Genomic DNA, 21,498 nt, shown 5'->3' on the forward strand with positions numbered 1-21,498 from the left:
GAAGCCCCTGGCCCCACTCTGGTTCTCACCCACCCGACCCGGCGCCACCTCATCGGAAGCCGCGCGCTCAACGAGGGAGGTGTGAATGCGCCATGGCACATCGACCGTCATCACGCGCGTGCTCCCGGGCAAGCGTGAGGCACTGGATGACTTGCTGAACTCGGTCGCCAAGGCGAGGCGAGAGCTCTTCGCGGGAGTGCCCGGCCTGCACTTCGCGCGCTGGGCCCTCATCGACCTGGGCCCCAAGTCATCACCCACCGAGGACCCTCGGCTCATCTTCGGCGCGGATGCCGTCCTCGACACCCGGAGCACGAAGCCGGAGGCGCTGGACCGCGAGGTGCTCCACGCCCTCGTGCGCTGGTTGACCACGCTGCATGAGCGCGGGGCCGACGGAGCCCGCCTGTTCGACGCGCTCTACCGGACCTGCGAGGGATATCCCGAAGCGGGACTGGCCGAGCCCGAGGCCGTGGAGGACTACCTCGTCCGCCACCGCGCCCGCGCCGTCACCCGGCACGTGGACTTCGCCTACCGCTTCCAGGCCCCCGAGGACCTGCGCGCCTCCGTGGACGCCCTGCGCGCGGTGAACGAGCACCTGGACACACGCGCGCCCCTGCTCGCGGAGACACCGTGGAAGGGACGGCCTCGCGACATGCCGGACCTCTACCGCGAGCTGCGTGACGTCGCGAGAGCGGCCACGACGAGCGGGGATGAGGCGGACTGGAAGGAGCGGCTGGCGGCGGCGCGTGAATCGGCGGCGGTGTCCACGCTGGCGTATGCCCTCTATCGCTATGCCTGGGCGCTTCCCGGCATCTACCTGCTCAAGGCACGGCTGTGGCTGCACGCGAGGAACCGTCACGAGGTGCGTCCAACGTCATGGCCCGCGCATGGCATGGACGACGTGCCCGCCATTCCGCAAGTGAGCGACGCCATGGTGCAGAACCCCATGGTGCACGTCGCGCGCATCGTCGATGACCCGGGCGCGCTGGCGCTGGCGAGACTCGCGCTGCGCAGCGTGAACCTGCGCTTGCGGCGATACGTGGTGGGCCTCAACCACGTGCAGACCATCCACTGCGCACGGTGGCTGGTGTACAGCGACGAGGACGGCCGGGGACCGCACCACCTCATCTTCTTCAGCAACTACGACGACACCTGGGAGTCGTACATCGACGCGTTCGTCGACCACGCGGACGTGCGGGGCTTCCTGGAGCTCATCTGGAGTCGGACCGAGGGCTTCCCCGCGAAGACGCGAGGCATCGACCCGACGATGCCCAAGGAGCGCCTCCCGGTGGAGCCCTTCAAGCAATGGCTGCGCGCGCACGAGGTCCCCACGCGGGTCTGGTACAGCGCGGCGCTCGACGGCACACCCCGCCAGCGGCACTCCGTCCTGCTGTTGCACAACGCGCTCCGACTGCGCGAGCTGCTCACGCGCGAGCGCATGGACCAACCGCTGAAGGACCGGGGCGCGCGAAAGGCCCTGGCCGCGTTCCTGTCGCGAGGCGCGTGCGACCCCGGTCGTCCGCTGCTGCGTCCCCTGGCCCTCGTCATCCACTCGCTGTCCGCGCTGCTCGCCCCGCTCCGACAGGGATGGCGAGAGCCCCGGAGGAAACCCCATGCGCACGTTCGAGCCGAGACTCCCGACTTCACCTACGCGGAGCCCGCCCCCGCCTGAGCTCTCGGCCGAGGTGGACCTTCGCGATGTGCAGGGCCTGCTGCTGCATGGTTATCGAAACATGGGGGAGCTCACCCTGCTCTTCCTGCGCATCGACGACGCGGACGGCTGCCGCCAGTGGCTGCGCGAGCTGACGAGCGATGGAACATTCACCGCGGCCGACCGGGACGAGTTCCGGCTCCGCATGCGGGACTCCGCGCACAGCCAGACGTGCGTCAACCTGGCGCTGTCCCATGCCGGGCTCGTGGCGCTGGGGATGCCGGAGGACGTGAGTGCATCCCTTCCTCGCGAGCTGCGCGAGGGCATGGCCCTGAGGGCGCGCGAGCACCTGCGCGACGTGGACGAGAACGATCCGGACCGCTGGATGCTCGGTGGGACGCGGCACGAAGACGCGCTGCATGTCGTGCTGATGCTGTATGCGACGGACGCGGCGAACATGGAGCCGCTGCTCCGCGCGCACCTGGAGCGGGCGCGTCTGAACGGGCTGCGCGAGGTCTTCGTCCAACGCGGCCAGCGACGTGCTCGCGAGGGAGATCCACCGGGATACTTCCGCGACCACTTCGGCTTCCTGGATGGCGTGTCACAGCCTCGCCTCGAAGGACTGGATGACCCCGCGGCGCACCCACGGGATTACGACAGGCCCGTGAAGCGCGGCGAGTTCCTGCTGGGTCACGCCAACGAGTACGGCGAGTGGCCGCTGTCGCCGCACGTTTCGGAGCACCTGCCGGGGGCGCAGGTCCTGCCACCCGTGCCGGGCATGCCGGGTCGGCGGGATTTGGGACACAACGGGACGTTCCTCGTGCTGCGCAAGCTGGAGCAGGACGTGGCGGCCTTCGAGCGCTTCCTGGACGAACAGGCAGCGCTCGCACCCGAGGGCAGTTCCGAGGAGCGACGCGAGTGGGTGGCCTCGAAGCTGGTGGGACGGCAGCGCGACGGTGCACCGCTCGCGACGCCTCGACGACACCGGTTGCTGCGCAAGCTCCTCCCCTTCCTGTTCCAGAAGGACGGCGCACCCGCGCGCGCGAGCGGCACCGGGCCACCCCATCCCGACAATGACTTCCGCTATGCGCGAGATGATCCGCACGGCTACGGCTGCCCCATCACCGCGCACACGCGGCGGTGCAACCCTCGAGACGCGCTGCCGCCGTCGCCTCGCGTGTCCACCGACGTCACGCGACGCCATCGACTCCTCCGACGCGGCTTCAACTACGAGGACGCGGACGGCAAGGGACTGCTCTTCATCGCGCTCAACGCGCACGTGGGCCGTCAGTTCGAACTTGTCCAGAGAAGCTGGGTGCACTTCGAGCAACTCGGAGGCATTGAGGGCGCCGAGGACCCACTGGCGGGAGACGGTGGCGGACGCCTGATCATCCCCGCGGAGCCAATCCGGCAATGCGCGACATCCCTGCAGAAATTCGTGACGACGCGGGGGGGCGGGTACTTTTTTCTGCCGAGCCTGAAAGCGCTCTCGTTCTTGGGAATGAAGGAGCGCGCGGCGGATGACGGAAGCGAGGTCCCGCGCTCGTGAAACCGCGTGACTGTGGCAGACTTGTTCCTCAGGGGGTTCGACGGATCCATGAGGCGCCGGGGTACACGGGAGTCTGCAAATGGCGACGTGGAATGACCTCATCCAGGCGACGCCCCGGCAGGTTGGGGGCAAGTTCCTGGAGGAGGGTTCGGCGGTGCTGTTGGAGGCGCTGCTGGGGACGGAGGGGGAGCAGCTGGTCCTGTTGGGCCATCTGCATCGGGAACCGCACCTGCTGAGGGAGGGGGCCTTTCATCAAGGCCGGATCCACCTGGAGGAAGCGACGCGGCCCGAGTGCACGCGGGAAGATCACCTGGAGCTGCTCAAGTCCGCGAGCTACTGCTTCACGGAGGCGCTGGCCGTCGAGCGGGACACCGCGCGCGTCTCGTTGATCTCCCTGCACCTGGGAGTGTGTCGGTTGCTGCTGGGCAATCCGAAGGACGCCCGGGAGTGGACGGCGATGGCGAACCAGGCGGCGGCGGAGACGCTGAAGGACATCCTCACGGAGGCGACGGGAGAGCAGGGCTTCACGCGCAACCGCTACCTGGGTGGCGTGCTGAACTTCGTCATCTTCTTCACCAGCTCGGCCACGCTGGGCGCGGGCTACCTCGTCTGGGACCGGGTGATGAGCAAGCGCTCCGACAAGGTGCTGCGCCGGGCACTGGCGCGCATGGAGCCGCTGGTGGGCTACATCGAGGCCATCCGCGAGATGAGGCTGCGGCTCGGTGAGCCCGCGTCCACGGTGCCACGCTATGAGGTGATGCACGCCGTGGATGACAGTCAGTGCCTGTCACGCATCACGATTCGGGCGCTGGTGGGTGAAGGAGAGTCCGTGGACTTCAACGGGCGGGAGACACGGCGGGTTTCACGCACGGGGTCTGAGCGGATCACGACGGTGATCCGCTAGCGTCACGCGTCCCCATCGGTGGGCATGTAGAAGCGCTTCGCACAGCCGCGATGTCGCCTCCCTGCGACAGAACGCAGCGGGGACCGTTGGAGAGAAGCGGGACATACAAACAGCTCACGCGCTTCCGTGAGTCCCAGCTCCCCGCTCGAGGATTCTCCATGCCCGCTCACCGTGCTCCCCTCCTCTCCACGTTGTTTCTCGTCACGCTCTCCGGCTGTGTTCCTGGCCTCGCGACCTCCAATCCGACCTACTTCAGCGGAGGGAAATGGAGCGCACTCGACAAGCCCTACGCGCTCACGCCCCTGCTCGCGTGTGCCGACCCGGCGGACAACAACGACAAGGTCATCCGCAACATCGAGGACTACGTCGCACCGGCGCTCTGGAACGCGTACGGCCAGGACGCCTCCCATGCGAAGGTCAAGAAACTGAAGGGAGACAGCGAGTGGTGCGAAGCCCTCCCGAACATCGCCACCGACAAGTTCAACGTCCCGCCGAGGATGAAGCAGGATCTGGCCCGGTACGTGAAAGAAGCGGGCGCCAAGGGAGTCATCATCCCGGTCGCGACCCTTTTCCGCTCCCCCATCCAACGGGAGCTCCGGACCGAGGACGGAACGCCGTTCGCGAGCGTGGATACCGACCGCTTCAGCGCCGACGGCACCGCGCTCTTCTACGTGCACTACATCAACGAGAGCGGAGAGCTGCTCCACACCGAGCGCGCGGGCAGCGGCGGCGACGGAGCGTTCGATGACCGGCTCAAGTACATGCGTGACAGCGCGGCGGCGGTCGCCAAGAGGCTGACGCAGGGCTCGCCCCCGGTCGACCTCCAGTAGAACCAATCCAGTCCCAACGAAGTACCACCTCAGCCCCGGTACCGCTCTGCCTCCCGGAAAAACTGGGTGAGCGAGTAGTCCAGGAGCGACTGGCGGGACTGCATGTATCGGCGCGCGCGAAGGAAAGGCAGCCAGACGCGCGTGCCGATACGCACCTGAGACTCTTCAAGCGTCTGCCGCGGCACCCATGTCCCACCCAACTGTCGCACCAGAACACCGCCCAGATAGGCGCCCAGGGCCGGCACGGTGTGCTCGTCGATGAGGTCGCGCTCGTACCGCTCTGGGAAGTTCTCTCTCCAGAAGTAGAAGTCGAGGTCCGTCAGGGACTCGGTGTCGCGTCGAAGATACTGGGCACATTGGTATGCAATGCCGCCACGAGTATTTCAGACAGGTCGCCGTAGTCACTGCCAACACGTTCCACGTCCGCTGGAAGGGCGGCCGGGAGCCACTCCTCTGGCACGGGCGGCCGGAAGGCATTGAGTTCGGCGATCTTCTGCTGCCGCTCGCTGATGGCGAACTCATCCGGCAGCCGCAAGAGGAGCGGAGCCAGGTCCGGGTGGAAGCGAGCTTTCACCGGAGCAAGTGAGGCACTGCGCACTCGCAAGGTGCGCAGCACCGTGTCGAAGTCGAGGTCCGGCCGCAGGTGGACATGGGCACGGGCCTGCGCCACGCGCGCCTCGTCACTGGCGAAGTCGGCGGCGGTGGACCGCAGCACCAACAGGACGGAGCCGTTGGGAAGTTCTTCCACGAGGTGCGCAGGAGTCGAGAGCATCCGCTCGCGGCCCACGGTCTCCACCAACTTCGGACCGAAGACATTGAGCCAGAACAACTCATAGACCTTGTCGATCTCGTCTCGCTGCGCGGTTTCATCGTCGCGTCCAAAGTTCGGATAATCCGCGAGCTGACGATCAGCAGCGCTGTGGGCGGCCGCGTACGTCGTTGGATATCGAGACACCCAAGCGCGAGCCATTTCGACAAACCTGCGGCAATGCCCTTCCCCCAGGAAGAATGACAGCGGCTGCACAGTGAGGCCTACACTCAGGCGGGGCCGACGTTGCGTAACCCCGAGATTGAGCGTCAGCGACACGGCAGGATGTTCCGGGCGATGCAATCCAATAACTGAACCATATTCACTGCGGCGCTCTTCCAACGCCTTCCACACGGCACTGCGAGAGTATTTTCGCTGTCGCGTGCTCGTGACAACACTCGGCATCCAGTCGCCCGCGTGCTCCTCAAGGGCATCAAGGAATGGCGCAAGTTCGCGCGCTACCTCAGACTGCTGATCGAATGCCCCGTCAAAGGAGAGTCATAGACTGTCCTCTGCGTTCAGATCATGAAGCGTCAGCAGTTTCATTGGATCAGCACCTCCACGCCGTTGATCTCCTCCCTGGCCGTGCGCATCACATTCCTCAACACGTCCAGACCTCTTGGTTCGCAGCTCGGTCCGACACGCCGTCGGACCCATTCGAATGCCTGCAATCGCAAGGGCCGCAGACCCGCGTCGATCTCAGTCTTGAAAGAACTCTGACACGTGCGCGTCGATGTAGCGCAGGTAGAAAGCCTCCAGCTTCTCTTCGCCATAGAGGCGGTCGCTCAGTGGGTCGATATGCTCGTCGAGCCACGCTCGCGAACGTGCATCAATGATCCGTCGGCGTTCCTCTTGAGTCCCCGGCGGGCTGAGACCGAAGAGTGCGTGCAACCCCGCCCTCACCACCGTGGAGTGCTCGGCTGCTCCAAGTTCATCAAAGCTCTTCAAGATGAACTCCACCGCGGATGGGCCGAAGTTGTAGAGGGCCTGGTCCAACCCGCCGTTCCCGATGTCCCGGATGAAGAACGTCGTGAGGGCAATCACCTGCTGACCATGCGTCCCGGCTTTCGCTTCATGGTCCCATGCAGGCTCCATGAGCCGCCACAGGCGATCTCCCACAGGAAGCCCCTCGACACTCTCTCGCCGCAATCTCGTGTCACGCATCGGCAATTCCTCTCACAGCTTTCCGCGAACCACGACGGTCCGGTGGCCCAACTGATCAGTCAGCTCTCGGATGAAGCGCTCTGACAGAGAGGGCCAATTCCAGAACTTGAACCCCAGATTCCCGAAGCCCCACGGGTACTCGCCCGTCCAATCCACGAGTCGATCAGGCTTCCCACAGGCAGGGCATTCGAACTCAGCGCTGTCGTTTCCACTGTACCAATCGTCAACCGCGTCCGACCAACCATCCTCGGGTTCGACTTGCGCTCCACACGAGCGGCACGTCAATTCACCGCCGATGGTATAGAAGACGGTTCGTCCTACTTCTATCTGGAGACCGTTCGTCTGGAGGCTCCAACTCCAAGCCTCTTCGTCAGGGTTCTCCACTGCAACGGTGCGCCCAAGCCCCGGTCGGTGCCCTGCATTCCCCAGCGCACAGTCCGTCAATTCCGGTTCAATGATGCGCCGCGCGCAAAGCCAGTCTCGAACCCGCGCGGCGAGACGAGGAGCCTCCTCCTCGGACACGTCCTTATCCACAATGATCTGAAAAGAGTCACCCATGCGGCGCAACCTATCCGCACAGTCGACACGCAGGCAACCTTTCAGGTTGGAGATACTGAACCCTACTGATCAGCAGGCCGAGAGCAGCACTCCTCGGTCTCGAGGACACCTCCCTCGGCCCCTGTTCCTTCAACTCACCCGCGCTCGACTACGGCGCGGGAGTCGAAACCACGCACAGGAAATACGAGCCGGAGCGGGTCCCACCCTTGGGGTCGCGCGCCGTCATCGTGATGCTGCAGTTGTTGCAGGCGCCAGCGGGAACCGCGGACGGCGTGAAGTTCGACGTCTGGCTCGTGGGCGAGGAGAACGTCCCCGCGCAAGACGACGTCCACTGATAGAACACCGTCCCGAGGTCCGGGTCATGCACATTGGCGCTCACCGCCGTGCTCTGGCCCAGCACCACCCGGCCCTCGCTCGCGGTCACCAGGAGGATGAGCGGCGGCGCGTTGAAGCTCACGGAAATCGTGGCGCTGCCGCCCACTTCCAGTTCCTCCGTGACTTCCACCGTCACGCGCGCCCGGCTGATGCCGTTGCGCTGATCCCGCACCGTCAACGTGAGGGTGACGGTCTGCGCGGACGAGGGCGCCGTCCACGTGGGGTTCGCGATGGTCGCGCTGCTCAGCGTCCCCGCGGAAGCCGTCCAGGCGTACGCCAGCAAGTCGGCCGGCACCGGGTCATGCGCCGTCGCTCCCAGGGTGAGCTGCCCACCGGCCTCCACCGTCGTGCCCGACACCGTCACCGAGTCGATGATGGGCGCGTCGTTGTTCGTGTACTGGGGCAGCGACACGTCATGGAGCGTGACCGCCACGAGCGCCGTCTCCCCTTCGACGATGGTGACCTCCGTCGCCTCGCCCCGGTACAGGAGCGAGCTGCCGCCATAGGCGGAGACCACGATGACCCGGTTCGTCCCAGCCGGGATGCCGGCGATGGTGCCGCCCCAGGTGCTGCCCGTCTTCACCAGGTCCTGCTGGATGTCGGTGATGCCCAGGCCGGAAACGACAACCTGGATGCGCGTGACGCTGGACTCGCTCGCCGCGAACTCCTGGTCCCCGATGACCATCTGTACCGCGCCCGAACCCGAGGGTAATCCCTCACCACAGCCGGCAACGAGCGCCAGCATCAACCCGACCACGGAAAGACGACTCAAACCACGCATGGATGTTCCCTTCTCGCGCGCGAGCGGAGATTCGCTGATGTGGCGCGAGAACTTCGAAGCCCATCAAATACAAGACATCTTAGACATCCAACTGGGGCAGGTTCGACACCTGACCGCGAGGTTTGCAGCCCTCACGTGACTCGCAAAGGCGAGTCTCCCGAGACGTCGGGCGGGTCATTCCGGATGCCCCCACGCCTCGGTTGTCGCGCGATGATGTTTCACGAACCCGACAACCCGCCTCGAAAACACCGAGTGGGCATACATACAGGGAGTGCGCCGACACCCACCCCCGTGCTAGAGACGCCGGCCGAACCATCCACCTGGGAGTCTCTCTCCATGACCTCGGCCCTCCGAAAAGTCCTCGCCCTCGCCCTGTTCTTCGCATCCACCTCCGCCGTCGCCATCGAGCAGTGGGCGGACGGGCGCGCGGTGCTGCACGCGTGTGTCTACGCCCACTCCTATGAGGCCGAGGTCCGGATGTCGTACCGGAACTACACGCTGCCCTGGGGCACGTCCGTGTCTCTCATCCACGGCTGGGGCGGGGTCGACAACAGCGTCGCCATCGAGTGGGACAACTCGCAGACGGTGGACGCTCCCGCGTCCGCGCCGTGGACGTGGACCGTGACGGTCCGGAGCATCGTCTCCACCCGCACCGGGACCAAGCGGTACGAGCACTTCGACTACGTCTGGAAGGTCGTCCTCCCGAACGGCACCACGTTCTACGAGAAGGGCAACGGCTCCACCTACGGCTACTACTCGGCCAACTTGAACGACATCACCAACCGCCCCTGCACGTCGGACGGTAGCTTCATCGGCTCTCCGTTCGCGCTGGGCATCACCTCCATCGAGAAGTGGTAGTCCGCCCCTCCTCGGCGAAGCACCTCCGGGCACGGCTGCTCCTCTGGGCGGCCGTGCTCGGCTGCACGTCCAGGGCCCCGCCCTACTCGCTGGATTGCGCGTTGCCGGCGGGTGACTCCTCGACGACGTGCGCCCACCTCGTCGAGCACCAGCAGGTCACCCGGCTCGAGCTCACGGGGGCGCGGGAGCTGGTGCTCACCGCCCTGTCGGCGACGCGCACCGCCACGCACCTGGTGGTGGATGCGACGCTCCAGGGTGGCTTTCGCAGCCCCGTCGACCAGAACCTCTACCTCTTCCTGGGCGAGCCCATCGACAACGCCCCCACGACGTATTCGCTGACGGCGGACCCGCAGTACGCCGCGGACCTGGGCTACCCGGTGCGCACCACTTTGGAGCTGCCCCACCGCCTGGACCTACGCGTCGGGCTGATGGCGCCGCTCACCCAGGGCTACACGCCCCAGGTCTACGTCCGCGACACCGTCCGCGCGGACGCGGTGGGCCCCGACACAGGCGTGCTCGTCCGGGTCGACGGTGCCCGCGTCCACGTGGAGGTGCCCCTGGAGCGCTACTACGCCCTCAAGGGCGTCCCGGTGCCCTCGGCCCTGTCCGTCACCCTCGCCACCGCCCGCGACTACGTGGGCTTCGTGGACCACCTCACTGTCCTCTCCGTGGCCACCGGTGACACGCGCCCCGCCGCGCCTCGCGCCGCCGAGCCCGTGCTCTACCCTTCGCTCAACGCGCGCTCCCACCGTTTCAAGACCGTGACATTGCGCCGGGACGACGCCGTCACCACCGTCGAGCTGGAAATGGCAGCCCCCATCACCGACTGGGCCCAGACGAACCTCCAGTTCTTCTTCATCCCCCTGCCGCCCAGCACGCCACGCCAGGTCCTCCAGGACGCCGCGCACGCGGTGGACCTGCCCTATGCCTGGTCCTGGTATTGCGCCGTGTACTCGCCCCGTCGCGTCTTCTGCCGCTCCTCTGGAGGGCTCGATTTCTCCTACGACACGGCCTACGCCGAGCGCACCGAGCTGCCCGCGCTCACAGGCGTCCGCTTCCGCGAGACAGCCCCGGGCAGGTACATCTTGGAGTCACCCAACGGCTCCGTGGGCGCGGGTCCCGAGGGCTTCGCCGTGATGCTCGCGGCGGGACGCGATGGCTTCGCCCCCACCGCCTTCTACGGCAAGCCTCCGCCCGCGAAATGACAGACATTCTCACGGACTGAGTCCCCAGCCATGCCCCGAAATTCAAGTACTGACGGAATTCTTCCGATTTGGAGAATTTCACTTGTACCCGGAGTGCGCCCGCATGACAATGGCAGTCCCCCCGCTGGAGGTCTGGTCATGCTCGACATGATGTCTTGCACGTGTCTCGTGCTGTCGACACGGCTCGCCGGAAACCTCGCCCCATGAAAACACCCGTCGGCAATCCCTGGCGTTTGTTCCTCGTGACACTCCTGAGCCTGGGGCTGGGCTTCCTCACGCCCGCCTGCGCTGGCTCGGAGGTCGAAGAGCCCGAGTCGTGGACGCAGCAGGACGACTCGGCGCTGCCCGACGTCACCCCACAGGAGGCCGGGTTCTCGCTCCATAACTGTCCGGCCGGACAAGAGTGGGACCCCATCTTCGGCTGTCAAATCATGTGGGGAGAGCCCTGTTTCTACACCCGGGGCCCCGAATACATGGGCACCGAGCCTCACTGCTTCAAGGTTCCTGCTCCGCAGAACCCGACGCACGGCCAGCAGTGTTCGTCGACGCGTGGCTCGGGCTGGTGCGGCACGGAGCCCAACTGCACCACGTGTCCGAAACCCTGCTCCTCCACCCGTGGCGCCCAGTGGTGCGGCTACGAGCCCAACTGCTCGCTGTGCCCGGTGACGTGCGCCTCGACGCGCGGCCCGCAGTGGTGCGGAGATGAGCCCAGTTGCTACCTGTGTCCCGTCTACTGCTCATCGACGCGAGGCTCGGGTTGGTGCGGCAACGAGCCGAACTGCTACACGTGCACCAACGGCGGCGGAACCTCCGAGGGAGGTTGAGCCCCGACGTCCACGAGCGAGCGGCACCGCGACGCCGGTGCCCGCTCCTCGGCTGACCTCCGACGTCGCGTCCCTTCATGAAGCAGTCACTCACCTCGCGCACCGCCCTCTTCGCCGCGCTCGCCCTGGCGGCGCTGTACGGGGCGGTGCTCATCGTCACCCGGCTGGATGTCTTCAGCATCGACGTCGCCGGGCACCTCGCCAGTGGCATGGCGGTGCGCCGAGGGTACTTCCACCAGTTCAACGACAGCGCATTCCTCGGCTACGTCCAGAACCTCTTCTATCCACCGCTCGAGGACCTGCTGCTGGGGGCGCTGCTCTGGCTTCCCCTGGAGCCCGTCACCACCTTCAAGCTGTTCCTGTCGCTGCTGGTGGCGGGCTACTTCGCGGGCATCGGCGCCGTGGCGCTCCGCTTCGAGCGACCCGCGGTCCGCTGGCTCTTCGTCCTCGTCTCGGTGCTGATGTTCTACACGCACAAGGCGGAGGGCTTCGCGCAGGGGCTCTGCTTCCTGGACCTGTTCCGGGTGGGCATCACCAGTCAGTTCCTCGGCGCGGTGTTCTTCTTCGCGGTGACCGCCGAGCTGTACGGCACGCCGCGTCCGCTCCGCCTCGCGGTGCTCCTGGCCGGGGTGGTCCTATCACACCTCATCATGGGCCTGGCCGCGGGCGTGCTCGTGCTGCTGTCGCTGCCTCGGCTCATCAAGGTGCCTCGGCTCGTGGGCGCGCTGGTGCTCGGCGCGGGACTGAGCGCGTTCTTCTGGCTGCCGTTCCTCACCTGGCGGGGGTTGATGGTCAGCAACCGCGTCATGGTGGAGCAGACGGGCTGGAGCGTCGCGCTCGCGTGTCTGCCCGTGGCGCTGTTCGGCTGGACGCGCGGGATGCGCCTGCTCGCGGCCGGCACCGTGACGCTGCTCGTGCCGTCCATCTTCGCGCGAGTCTTCGAGGACGCCGCGTGGCTGCCCTCGCTGCACTACTACCGCTTCGACATCTGCGGCCTCGTGCTGGTCCCCGCCATGGTGGCCTCGGTGCTGGACGCCCTGCCCTCGACACCGCTGTGGAGGACCCGTTTCGTGCGCGGCGCCGCGCTCGTGGCCCTCGCGCTCGTGACGTGGCTCTTTCCCCTGCGCTCGGGCCTCACGCTCCCGGACAAGCTCGCGCACGGGACTCGCTTCGAGCGGGAGGCCGCGCCCGCTCCGGATGAGCGCTTCGGACGCCACTTCGTCCTGGAGTACCGACGGGCCTTCGACTTCGCGGTGGAGAGCTACCTCGGTGCCATGGACGAGGAGTTCCGAGGCCCCAAGGGCCTCTTCTGGGAGAGCAACACCGCCAACCACCTGGTCAGCTCGTACATGGCCACGCTCGTGGGGCGGCCGGTCATCCTGGACCACTTCTACTTCGGCAGCTTCACGTGTCCCTTCCAGCAGTGCGTGCTGGACCAGTTCCTCGCGGACTTCAACGTCACCCGCTTCTCGGTGGACACGCGGGTGCTGGCCGCGCGCCCCGTGGAGCCGGGCACGCCGCTGGAGGCCATCACCGCCCGCGCCGCGTGCTACTCGCGGACGCTCGAGCTGGGAGGAACCTCGCGCTTCCGGCTGGTGCCCGAGCCCTCCTTCACGGTGAATGGCTCGCCCTTCCGCACCCTGCGAGTCGAGCCGCGAGACGACATCCCCGGCGGCCCCGCCCTCAACTCCGCCGTGGAGCTCTTTCCTCCGTCGGAGCTGATGCCCTTCGAGCGCGAGGCGCGCTTCTTCTACAACTCGTACTTCCACCCCATCGGCCCCGCCTGCGAGGCGCGCATCCACCTGCGGCAGACCCTGGTGGAAGACGCGGAGTGGCGGCCACTGCACGAGGCGCTCGCCCGCGCGGGCTCCTCGGTGAACCTGCCACCCGAGCCCGCCTCACTGCACAAGGAACACCCAGGGCGCTATCGCGTGGAGCTGCCCCAGGGCGGCCCGCGACTCTTCAAGGTGAAGCTCGCGTGGTTTCCCGGCATGCGGCTGGTGGATGCGCGAGGTGAGGAGCAGCCCCTGTTCCGCGCCTACCCGCACCTGCTCGGCCTGGGAGAAGGACTGCTCTGGCTGGAGTACCGGCGTCCGCCCATCCTCTGGGTGGGGTACGTCCTCAGCGCCCTGTCCTGGACGCTGCTCGCGGGCCTGGCGCTCGCGGCGAGGCGGAAATCCAGCCCCCACTGAGCCGCTCCGTCCCACCCCTCCCCACAGCCCCGGAGTCCAGGCTCTTTCAGGTTTTCCTGGGACGGCACGTCAGACCCCCACTCCATAGTTCCAGGAGGAGGGAGATGGTGACGGCTCAAGCGTTGTTGGTGTTCGTTCCGGTGGTGCTCGCGCTCGTGGCGGCGGCGGCCATCCGGCGTCCGCGGCGGAGGACGCGTCGAATCAAGGTTCGCGAAGGGTACCCGCCGTACCCTTCGCCTCAAGTGACTGGGTGAGCCGGGGCTCGAACTGACACCCCGGCTCGACCCGGACGAGCCCCTCCCCCGAGGTCGCTCGTCCCTTTCGTCAATTCAGACGTTCTTGATTCGGTCGACCTGCTCCTCGTTCTCGACGAACCGAGAAGGACGGGCCCCCGCGCCAGCGGTAGATGAATTGACGAGCAGACGAGTCTGCGGGCGCGGGGAACCGACAACGGTCATGCGGGGTTATCGACCGCCCTTTTCGCCAGTTGCGTCCGGTGACAATAAAAAATACGACTGCGACGGCAAGTCCCAGAAGTGGGGTGGCGAAGCTACACTCCGCGTCTCGCCCTCTCCTTTTCCGAGCGTCCCGTGGCCGAGCGTCTCACCATCCTGGTCGTCGATGATGATCCGCACCTGCGGGACATCGTCCGCTTCGCGCTGGAGCAAGGCGGCTTCAAGGTGGAGGAGGCCGCGGATGGAAAAGCGGCGGTGGAGCAGGTGCGGCGTGCCCCTCCGGCGCTCATCGTCCTGGACATCATGATGCCGGAGATGGACGGGCTGGCGGTGTGCCGGGAGGTCCGCCGCGCGCACGAGCTGCCCATCGTCTTCCTGTCCTCGCGAGACGACGAGGTGGACCGCATCCTCGGCCTGGAGCTGGGTGGCGACGACTACCTCACCAAGCCCTTCAGCCCCCGCGAGCTGGTGGCGCGCGTGAAGGCGGTGCTGCGCCGCGCCCGTCCCGCACCGGAGGCCGCGCCCGCCTCCACGGCGCCCAAGCCGCTCGCGCGAGGCCCCTTGAAGCTGGACGAGGAGCGCTTTCGCGCCTGGTGGGGCGAGCACGAGGTGGTGCTCACCGTGACGGAGTTCCACCTGCTCGCCGCGCTCCTGCGCGTGCCTGGCAAGGTGTTCACCCGCGACGAGGTGATGACGCGCGTCTATGACGACAGCGTGGTGAGTGATCGCACCATCGACAGCCACGTGCGGCGGGTGCGGCAGAAGTTCGCCGGGGTCGGCGGAGAAGTCATCGAGACGGTTCATGGCCTTGGCTATCGGCTCGCCATCCCCTAGGCACCGGGCGCGGCCCCGGCTGTGGATGGTGTTCGTCGCCGTGGGGCTGGCGGGCTTCGTGCTCACGTTGGGCGGGCTGTCCTTCGTGCGCGTCTACGACAACCAACTCATCCGTCAGACGGAGACGGAGCTGCTCACCCAGGGCGCGGTGGTGGCGGAGGTCTACCGGTCCATGCTCGCCGAGCAGGTGGCCGGCATCGACTACGGCAAGCCGCGCACCGCGAAGTGGCCCTTCCCCATTCCGAACGATGACCAGCTGCGGCCCATCCTCCCGTCGCTCCGCGCCTCGGACGAACCGCTGCCTCCGGACGATCGCCCCCCTGCCTCGCGCGTGCCCGGTGAGCCCCTGGCCCGGGGCGTGGGCCAGCGACTTCGTCCCCTGCTGGAGAACGTGAGGGCGGCCACGCTCGCGGGCATTCGCGTCGTCGACGCCGGAGGCGTGGTGGTGTCCAGCAGCAGCGCGGAGCTGATGGGCGCAACGCTCGCTGACCGGCCGGAGGTCCAACAAGCGCTGCACGGCATGCCCACCAGCGTCCTGCGTCGCCGCCACGCCGAGCCGGAGGACACGCCCCTCGCCTCGCTGAGCCGCGACACCGGCATCCGCGTGTTCGTGGCGCTGCCTGTCATCCAGGGCGGTCGTGTCTGGGGCGCGGTGGTGCTGGCGCGCACGCCGATGACGTTCGCCAAGGCCATGTACGCGGACCGGTGGAACCTGACGGCCACGGGGCTGGTGTCGCTTGGCGCGGTGGCGCTGATGTCGCTCGCCGCCGCCGCGCTGCTGGGCCGGCCCGTGCGCGCCTTGGTGAAGCAGACGCGCGCCATCGCCGCGAGCGCCCCCGAGGGCTTCGAGCCCGTGGCCCGCCCCGTCGTCGCGGAGCTGGCCGAGCTGTCCGAGTCCCTGGCCGGCATGGCCACCGCCCTGCGCGACAGGAACCAGTACATCCGCTCCTTCGCCGCCAACGTGTCGCACGAGTTCAAGACGCCGCTGGCCTCCATCCAGGGCGCGGTGGAGCTGCTGCGCGACAGCGCCGAGGTGATGACGCCGGAGCAGCGCGCGCGCTTCCTCTCCAACATCGACGCCGATGCGAAGCGCCTCACGCGGCTGGTGCAGCGGCTGATGGAGCTGGCGCGCGCGGACTCGATGACGGCCCGGCCCGCGCAGGTGGAGCTGGCGCCCCTGCTGACGGCGCTCGCCACTCGCGCGTCCTCGGAGGGCCTCGCGCACATCGACGTGGGGCCCGTGCCGGAGGGGCTCACCGTGTCCCTTCCCGCCGAGGTGTTGGATGACGTGCTCTGGCAGCTCGTCACCAACGCCAGGCAGCACGGCGGCGAGGACGTGCGCGTGTCGCTGTCCGTGGAGACGAGCGGCACCGGGCCCGCTCGAGTCATCGTGCGCGACACCGGGCGCGGCATCTCCGAGGCGAACCGGGCGCTCATCTTCGACGCCTTCTTCACGACCGCGCGCGAGCGGGGCGGCACGGGTCTGGGCCTCACCATCTCCCAGTCGATGCTGCGGACTTTCGGCGCGGGGCTGGAGCTGCTCCCGGCCCGACCTCCGGAGCCGGGCGCCGCCTTTGCCGTGGCCGCGCCCCTGGTGCGTCGCTAGGCTGGGCGGGCCATGAGAACCGTCGCTGAGTGGAAGACGAGGCTTCGCGCAGAGCTGAAGGAAGCGCTTCGGACCCGGAACGCTCCTGCCTCGGCCGTGCTTCGTGAAGTGATGGCGGCCCTCGACAACGCGGAGGCGCCCGACGTCAGCACGGCTCCACCGTCCACGGAGGGCACCTTCGCCGGAAGCGCCGGTGGCCTGGGCAGCGGTGAAGTGGCCCGCCTGGCCCTGACGCCTGAAGCCGTGAACGCCGTCATCGAACGCGAGGTCCAGGAACGGCGGGACGCGGTGGCCCTCTACGTCAGCCTCGGGAAGAACGACGAAGCCAACGCCTTGAGGGCCCAGTTGGACGTGCTCCTGGAGCTTCAGCGGAAGTAGCTGTCGGAGATGTCCACCGAGTAGCCCAGCTCCAGCGTGGGCGAGGACGCCGCCACCAGGTACTGACGGAATTGCAGCACCTTGCCCGGCAGGGCCGCGCTCCCCGCCACGGCGGCGGCCTCTTCCACCTGCTCCAGGCTGCCGCCCTCGCGGCGGTAGTTGAACACCGCGGGGAAGTGCGCCCGGGCCTTCAGCTCGGCCACAGGCCACGACACGCGCGGCAGCGCCAGCTTCAGCCGACCGGACAGGTGGAAGACCCCCAGCTCCCTCGTCAACACCACCTCCAACGCGCCGCTCGTCTCACCCAGTCGCGACGGAGCCACCTTCAGCTTCAGCACACCCTCCGTCGCCTCCTCCACGGGCACGGGCACCGCGTTGAGCGTGACGCGCTCCAGCTTGTGCCCTTCCGGCACCGTCAACTCCAGGGGCTGCTCCCGGTCCAGGCTCAGCGCGTAGCTGACACGCAGGGAGGCGCGGCCCTCGAGAGTGGACACCCACGTCGCGGTGGCCTCGGCGATGCGCGGCTCCATCGGCGGGCGCACCTGCGGCTTCGTTGCCTGCAACACCGACGCGGCGGCTCGCCACCCCACCCGCAGCACACCCTGCACGGGATAGACGGCGTAGCCCTCGCCCGAGGTCGGCAGCGGCTCCATCAGCGTGAAGATGGACGTGTCGGCATCCAGTTGGAGCGGCACCGAAGGCGCCTCCGGTCCGAAGCGGAGCTGCGCGCGGCGCTCGTGCCCGGCCCCCGAGGAGCGCACGGTGAGCCCCACGTCGAAGTCGTGACGGCCCGCCTTGCGCGTAATCAGGCACAGGAAGCCATCCACGACACCCACCGTGGCGTCCTCCAGCGTGGGCAGCGCGGTGGGGTACGTGTCCGCGTCGAGGTGGAGCAGCCGCACCTGCGTCCAACGTCCATCCGCGAGCACCTCCACCTGGAAGCTGGCCTCCACCTGGAGCGCATCGGTCGACAGCCGGCCCTTGAGCTGGCTCTTCACCAGCGCCTCGGTGGGGGGCGCGGGCACATACGCCTGGCGCTGCGTGTACAGGGGAATGAGCTGGTCCAACGGCACGGTGGCGGTGCCAGCGGGATAAGCCGTGGACGCGGTGGCGCCCGTGGCCAGTGCTTCTGGAGCGAGCAGCAGGAATCCGACGACGAGAGAAAGGGTCCGCATGGTGGGCTCAGCTCGCTTCCGGGGTGACAGGGGTGGCGGTGGCGACAGCCGCGCGCGGGGCGCCGCCGTTTTGCGACAAGTCCGAGAGAAAGGCCCGCACACCGGAGCGGGTGGAGAGGACCATCAGCCCGAGCAGGCCCGCGAGGATCTCCAGGGTGTAGATGAGGCCGGTGTAGCCATCCAGGATGACGGCGACCGTGGGCACCAGCAGCGTCGCGGCCCAGACGCCCGCCAGCACCACCGTGCGCTCTTTCGGGAACAGCCAGCGCGCGTAGGCCACCACGGCCGCGCCGAGCCCCAGCGCGCTGAGGACGTAGGCCACGTAGAAGTTCATGAAGGCGGCCAGGTACGCCAGCAGCACGAAGAAGAAGCCGTACACCGCGGCCAGCAGATACGACTCATGCAGCGCGAGCTGTCGCTTGTGCCGCAGGCCCAGCGCCGCGAGCAGCGCCACCAGCGCGAGGAACGGCACCCACGCGCGCCCCGCCATGCGGGACACCATGGAGTCGAACGTCTTCTCCGAGGGCAGGATGACGCCCAGGTTGACGCCGGACTCCAGGGACTGGAAGGCCCAGTCCAAGGTGACGGCGTCGCTGCCCGCCTGCACGGACGAGGCGGACAGCACTCCCGACGGATAGTCGAAGTTGTCGCCGCCCTCGACGGCGAAGTGCAGCCGGACATCGCGCGCGGAGAGGTTCGGGTCCAGCTTGTAGACGAAGGAGTCGAGCCCTCGTGCGCGGTAGCGGATGACGAAGCGGGCCGTGGCGCCCTTCGCGATGCGGCCCGTCCACACCAACCGGTTGCCGGACTCGCCCAGGTCCAGGCTGGACTCCTGGCCGTCGACGAGGAACTGGAGCTCCGACAGCAGCACCTGCGACTTGTTCATCTCCATGGGGAAGATGAACGCCACGTCGATGTCATGACCCTCGCGGTTGACCACCGCGTACTCGGCCCCCAGGTTGAAGTCGAAGCCAGAGAAGTAGCGCAGGCCGCGCTTGCGGTAGTTCATCTTCGCCAGCACCTCCACGTGCTGACGGTCGAAGGCGAGCGGCTTCAGCTCGGTGAAGATGGTGCCGCTGTGCACGAAGCGCAGCGAGGGCGCCGGCTGGACGACGGGCGCGCCCCACCGGTCCTCCACTCCGGCCGCCAGCTCCGAGTTGGCGAAGTCCGTGCGGCCCGCCACCTGGCCGGCGATCACCGCCGTGGCGAAGACGACGATGAATAGGCTGCCGAAGACGTGGTGGGCGACCAGCCACCGGAAGGCCCCTCGGATGGGGCCGTCGGACGTCCGCTGAGGACGCGGCGCGGAAACAGGAAGGTTCATGGACACAGACTGGCCCCCCGGTGTGCAACCCGGATGGCCAGCCCGTGCGCTTCATGAGGCATGTTTGTGCGGAATTCGTGCAGGCCTGGGGCGTGTCCTCCCGGGCCCGTGCTTCACGACGTCAGTGCACCGCGTGCGAGCGCACGTCGAACGCGCGGGTGAGGCAGGACTGGTTCGCGGTGGAGTCCAGGTGCTGCGCGCGGTCCCGAATCTCGAAGAAGCTGCGCGACGTGCCATCCACCGGGTCCGTCACGTTGAAGGGAAGGAGCGGATTCACCATGCCCGTGGCCAGGAAGCCCGACAGGCCGCCCGTCTCTCCAATGTGCGTGAAGGGCGTGTTCGTCTCGCGCGCATGGCAGCCGTTGCAGGTGTTGAGCGAGACCTTGTGCCGCGCGGTGTTGCTCACGATGCCCGCGGCCCGCCAGAACGTGGTGGCCGGAGTCGGGACGCGGGGGTTGGCGCCCAGGAAATTCAAGCCCGAGAAGGTGGCCGGCACGCCGTAGGTGTTGGCGAGGATGGCCGCCTGATTCGTGTTCACGAAGTCACGGAAGATCGTGGTGTTGTTGCGCAGGTCTCCCGGCGTCAGCGCCACCGTGGTCTCCGACAGGAAGTTCGGCGTCGGGCCCGTGTCGAAGAGGTGGAACTCCCGCAGCTCCCAGGGCCTGGAGAGCATGAAGTCGTTGGTGCGAATCTGGTTGATGGCGTTGCCGTTGGGCTTGGTGGGCGCCGCGCCCGCGACGACGACCTGCTCGGTGAGGGCCTCCAGCGCCGCGTTGTAGGCGGGGCTGCCCAGCACCATCAGCGGGGTCGACAGCTGCATCCACTGCTGCGCCCAGCTCTTCACGTTGAGGCAGCCGGTGATGGGCACGCCGTACTCGAAGATGACCAGCAGCGGCCGGATGGTGCAGCCCGCGCTCTTGTCCACCGCGGCGAAGACGAAGCGCAGCTCGCCACCACCGCTGGAGCCGCCGTAGCCCACCGGGCCGTCGCCCTTGCCCAGGTCCAAGCGGTTGAAGATGGCCACCAGCTTGAACGCCGACTTCGTCATGTCGAGCGTGCCAGCGACCTTCGGCCACGGATTCAGGATGCGCGACACCACCTGCGTGCGCGCCGGGACGGACCACCCGTTGAGCGTCTGGTTCGCGTTCCACTGCAGCAGCCACTGCTCGGTGAGGGCCGACGGCGTCACGAAGGTGCTCGCCATCTCCGTCATCAGGTGGTTGAACGTCCACACCCCGTTCGGGTTGCCGGAGTTCGAGCACGGGTCATACGTGCGCGACGGATCGTTGATGACGTTCGGATGGGTGATGACCAGCGATTTGGCCGGCTTGACGTCGCTGAGCAGCCCCACGGGCGTCACGGGGATGGGCGCGCGCGGCTTGAAGATGTCCGGCGTCAGCGCCACCACCGGGCGCTCCTCCACCACCTCGCGGTTGTTGAAGACGGCGAACGTCAGCGGCTCGTTGGGCTGCTGGCTCTGGGCCGCGGTGATTCGCTTCTGCGTCTCGCGGAGCGTGTCGAGGTCGACCTCGGCGAAGCCGGAGAACACCCCGTCACCCGCCTGCTCGTCGCCGTCCTTGCCCTCATCTCTCAGCACCACCGCCTTGCCCGTGTCGGACACCACGGGGACCTCGGTGAACAGGCCCTCCTGCGCCTTGGCGAGCTTCACCCGCACCAGGCTGCGCGTCCGGGAACCCAGGACGTCGTCCTGCGCCACCACGTCCATCGACTGGATGATGGGCGCGGGCTGGTTCGAAGGGGTCGGCTCGGCCGCCGCCGTCTGGGGCTGAGCGGCCAGGGGCGCCGGCCCTTCCAACGCCTCGCCACCACAACCCGTCAAACACAGCGAGAGTACGAGCGCACCGGACCCAGCCCACTTCAGGCCCAGGGCCTTCTTCGGGAACCACTTCATGGATGTTGCCTCCAGGGGATTTGACCGCGACCTCCCCTGGTGCACCCCGCAGGCCATCACAAGGACTCGGAGAGAAGCCCATGCACACGCGGCGAGGATGTGTCCCCTCAAGCAACAT

The 21,498-nt window shown here is 67.7% G+C and carries 16 protein-coding genes and 1 pseudogene; 11 read left to right on the top strand and 6 right to left on the bottom strand.

Going from position 1 to position 21,498, the window contains the following annotated elements; genetic code table 11:
- Positions 1-85: 85 nt before the first annotated feature.
- The 4 genes from ACN469_RS19045 to ACN469_RS19060 all read left to right on the top strand — a co-directional run bounded on the left by ACN469_RS19045 (position 86) and on the right by ACN469_RS19060 (position 4,931).
- Positions 86-1,669: a hypothetical protein gene (locus ACN469_RS19045; RefSeq protein ID WP_498769906.1), complete on the top strand. Its 1,584-nt coding sequence runs from the start codon at positions 86-88 to the stop codon at positions 1,667-1,669.
- Positions 1,670-1,682: 13 nt separating this feature from the next.
- The gene (locus tag ACN469_RS19050; protein ID WP_498769908.1) at positions 1,683-3,197 is read left to right on the top strand and encodes a Dyp-type peroxidase; all 1,515 of its coding nucleotides are present in this window, start codon (positions 1,683-1,685) and stop codon (positions 3,195-3,197) included.
- A gap of 79 nt (positions 3,198-3,276) precedes the next feature.
- Entirely contained in the window at positions 3,277-4,101 is an 825-nt protein-coding gene (locus ACN469_RS19055) for a hypothetical protein (RefSeq protein ID WP_498769910.1), read from the top strand.
- A 158-nt stretch (positions 4,102-4,259) separates the two neighbouring features.
- Positions 4,260-4,931 (top strand): hypothetical protein, encoded by a 672-nt coding sequence (locus ACN469_RS19060; protein ID WP_498769912.1) that lies wholly within the window; start codon positions 4,260-4,262, stop codon positions 4,929-4,931.
- A gap of 29 nt (positions 4,932-4,960) precedes the next feature.
- Here the strand turns inward: ACN469_RS19060 and ACN469_RS19065 are convergent.
- From ACN469_RS19065 to ACN469_RS19075, 3 genes and pseudogenes are all read right to left on the bottom strand, one after another.
- A pseudogene (locus tag ACN469_RS19065) lies at positions 4,961-6,144 on the bottom strand (hypothetical protein).
- A gap of 294 nt (positions 6,145-6,438) precedes the next feature.
- Entirely contained in the window at positions 6,439-6,903 is a 465-nt protein-coding gene (locus tag ACN469_RS19070) for a DMP19 family protein (RefSeq protein WP_498769914.1), read from the bottom strand.
- Between the two features lie 706 nt (positions 6,904-7,609).
- Positions 7,610-8,617, bottom strand: a complete 1,008-nt coding sequence (locus tag ACN469_RS19075) for an Ig-like domain-containing protein (RefSeq protein ID WP_498769916.1) — start codon at positions 8,615-8,617, stop codon at positions 7,610-7,612.
- Positions 8,618-8,953: 336 nt separating this feature from the next.
- On the opposite strand from ACN469_RS19075, the gene ACN469_RS19080 reads away from it, so the two are divergent.
- The 7 genes from ACN469_RS19080 (at position 8,954) to ACN469_RS19110 (ending at position 16,969) form a co-directional block, all read left to right on the top strand.
- A complete protein-coding gene (locus tag ACN469_RS19080) occupies positions 8,954-9,475 on the top strand; it encodes a hypothetical protein (protein WP_498769918.1) in 522 nt (173 codons plus the stop codon).
- A complete protein-coding gene (locus ACN469_RS19085) occupies positions 9,469-10,680 on the top strand; it encodes a hypothetical protein (RefSeq protein ID WP_498769920.1) in 1,212 nt (403 codons plus the stop codon). Before ACN469_RS19080 ends, ACN469_RS19085 begins: the two co-directional genes overlap by 7 nt.
- A gap of 203 nt (positions 10,681-10,883) precedes the next feature.
- Positions 10,884-11,504 carry a hypothetical protein gene (locus tag ACN469_RS19090; RefSeq protein WP_498769922.1) on the top strand — a complete coding sequence of 207 codons (621 nt, stop codon included), beginning with the start codon at positions 10,884-10,886 and terminating at the stop codon, positions 11,502-11,504.
- Between the two features lie 77 nt (positions 11,505-11,581).
- Positions 11,582-13,696, top strand: a complete 2,115-nt coding sequence (locus ACN469_RS19095) for a hypothetical protein (protein ID WP_498769924.1) — start codon at positions 11,582-11,584, stop codon at positions 13,694-13,696.
- Positions 13,697-14,286: 590 nt separating this feature from the next.
- The gene (locus ACN469_RS19100; RefSeq protein ID WP_498769926.1) at positions 14,287-14,985 is read left to right on the top strand and encodes a response regulator transcription factor; all 699 of its coding nucleotides are present in this window, start codon (positions 14,287-14,289) and stop codon (positions 14,983-14,985) included.
- A complete protein-coding gene (locus ACN469_RS19105) occupies positions 14,954-16,591 on the top strand; it encodes a sensor histidine kinase (RefSeq protein WP_498769928.1) in 1,638 nt (545 codons plus the stop codon). Before ACN469_RS19100 ends, ACN469_RS19105 begins: the two co-directional genes overlap by 32 nt.
- A gap of 12 nt (positions 16,592-16,603) precedes the next feature.
- Positions 16,604-16,969 carry a GatB/YqeY domain-containing protein gene (locus ACN469_RS19110; RefSeq protein ID WP_498769930.1) on the top strand — a complete coding sequence of 122 codons (366 nt, stop codon included), beginning with the start codon at positions 16,604-16,606 and terminating at the stop codon, positions 16,967-16,969.
- Here the strand turns inward: ACN469_RS19110 and ACN469_RS19115 are convergent.
- The 3 genes from ACN469_RS19115 to ACN469_RS19125 form a co-directional block, all read right to left on the bottom strand.
- The gene (locus tag ACN469_RS19115; RefSeq protein ID WP_498769932.1) at positions 16,957-18,144 is read right to left on the bottom strand and encodes a hypothetical protein; all 1,188 of its coding nucleotides are present in this window, start codon (positions 18,142-18,144) and stop codon (positions 16,957-16,959) included. The two genes, ACN469_RS19110 and ACN469_RS19115, sit on opposite strands and share 13 nt — an antisense overlap.
- Before the next feature lie 7 nt (positions 18,145-18,151).
- Positions 18,152-19,468: a hypothetical protein gene (locus ACN469_RS19120; protein ID WP_498769934.1), complete on the bottom strand. Its 1,317-nt coding sequence runs from the start codon at positions 19,466-19,468 to the stop codon at positions 18,152-18,154.
- Positions 19,469-19,589: 121 nt separating this feature from the next.
- Positions 19,590-21,380, bottom strand: a complete 1,791-nt coding sequence (locus tag ACN469_RS19125) for a choice-of-anchor X domain-containing protein (RefSeq protein ID WP_498769936.1) — start codon at positions 21,378-21,380, stop codon at positions 19,590-19,592.
- Positions 21,381-21,498: the final 118 nt, after the last annotated feature.

Origin of the sequence: Corallococcus terminator, from assembly GCF_049194865.1 — a bacterium.
GTDB lineage: Bacteria > Myxococcota > Myxococcia > Myxococcales > Myxococcaceae > Myxococcus > Myxococcus terminator_A.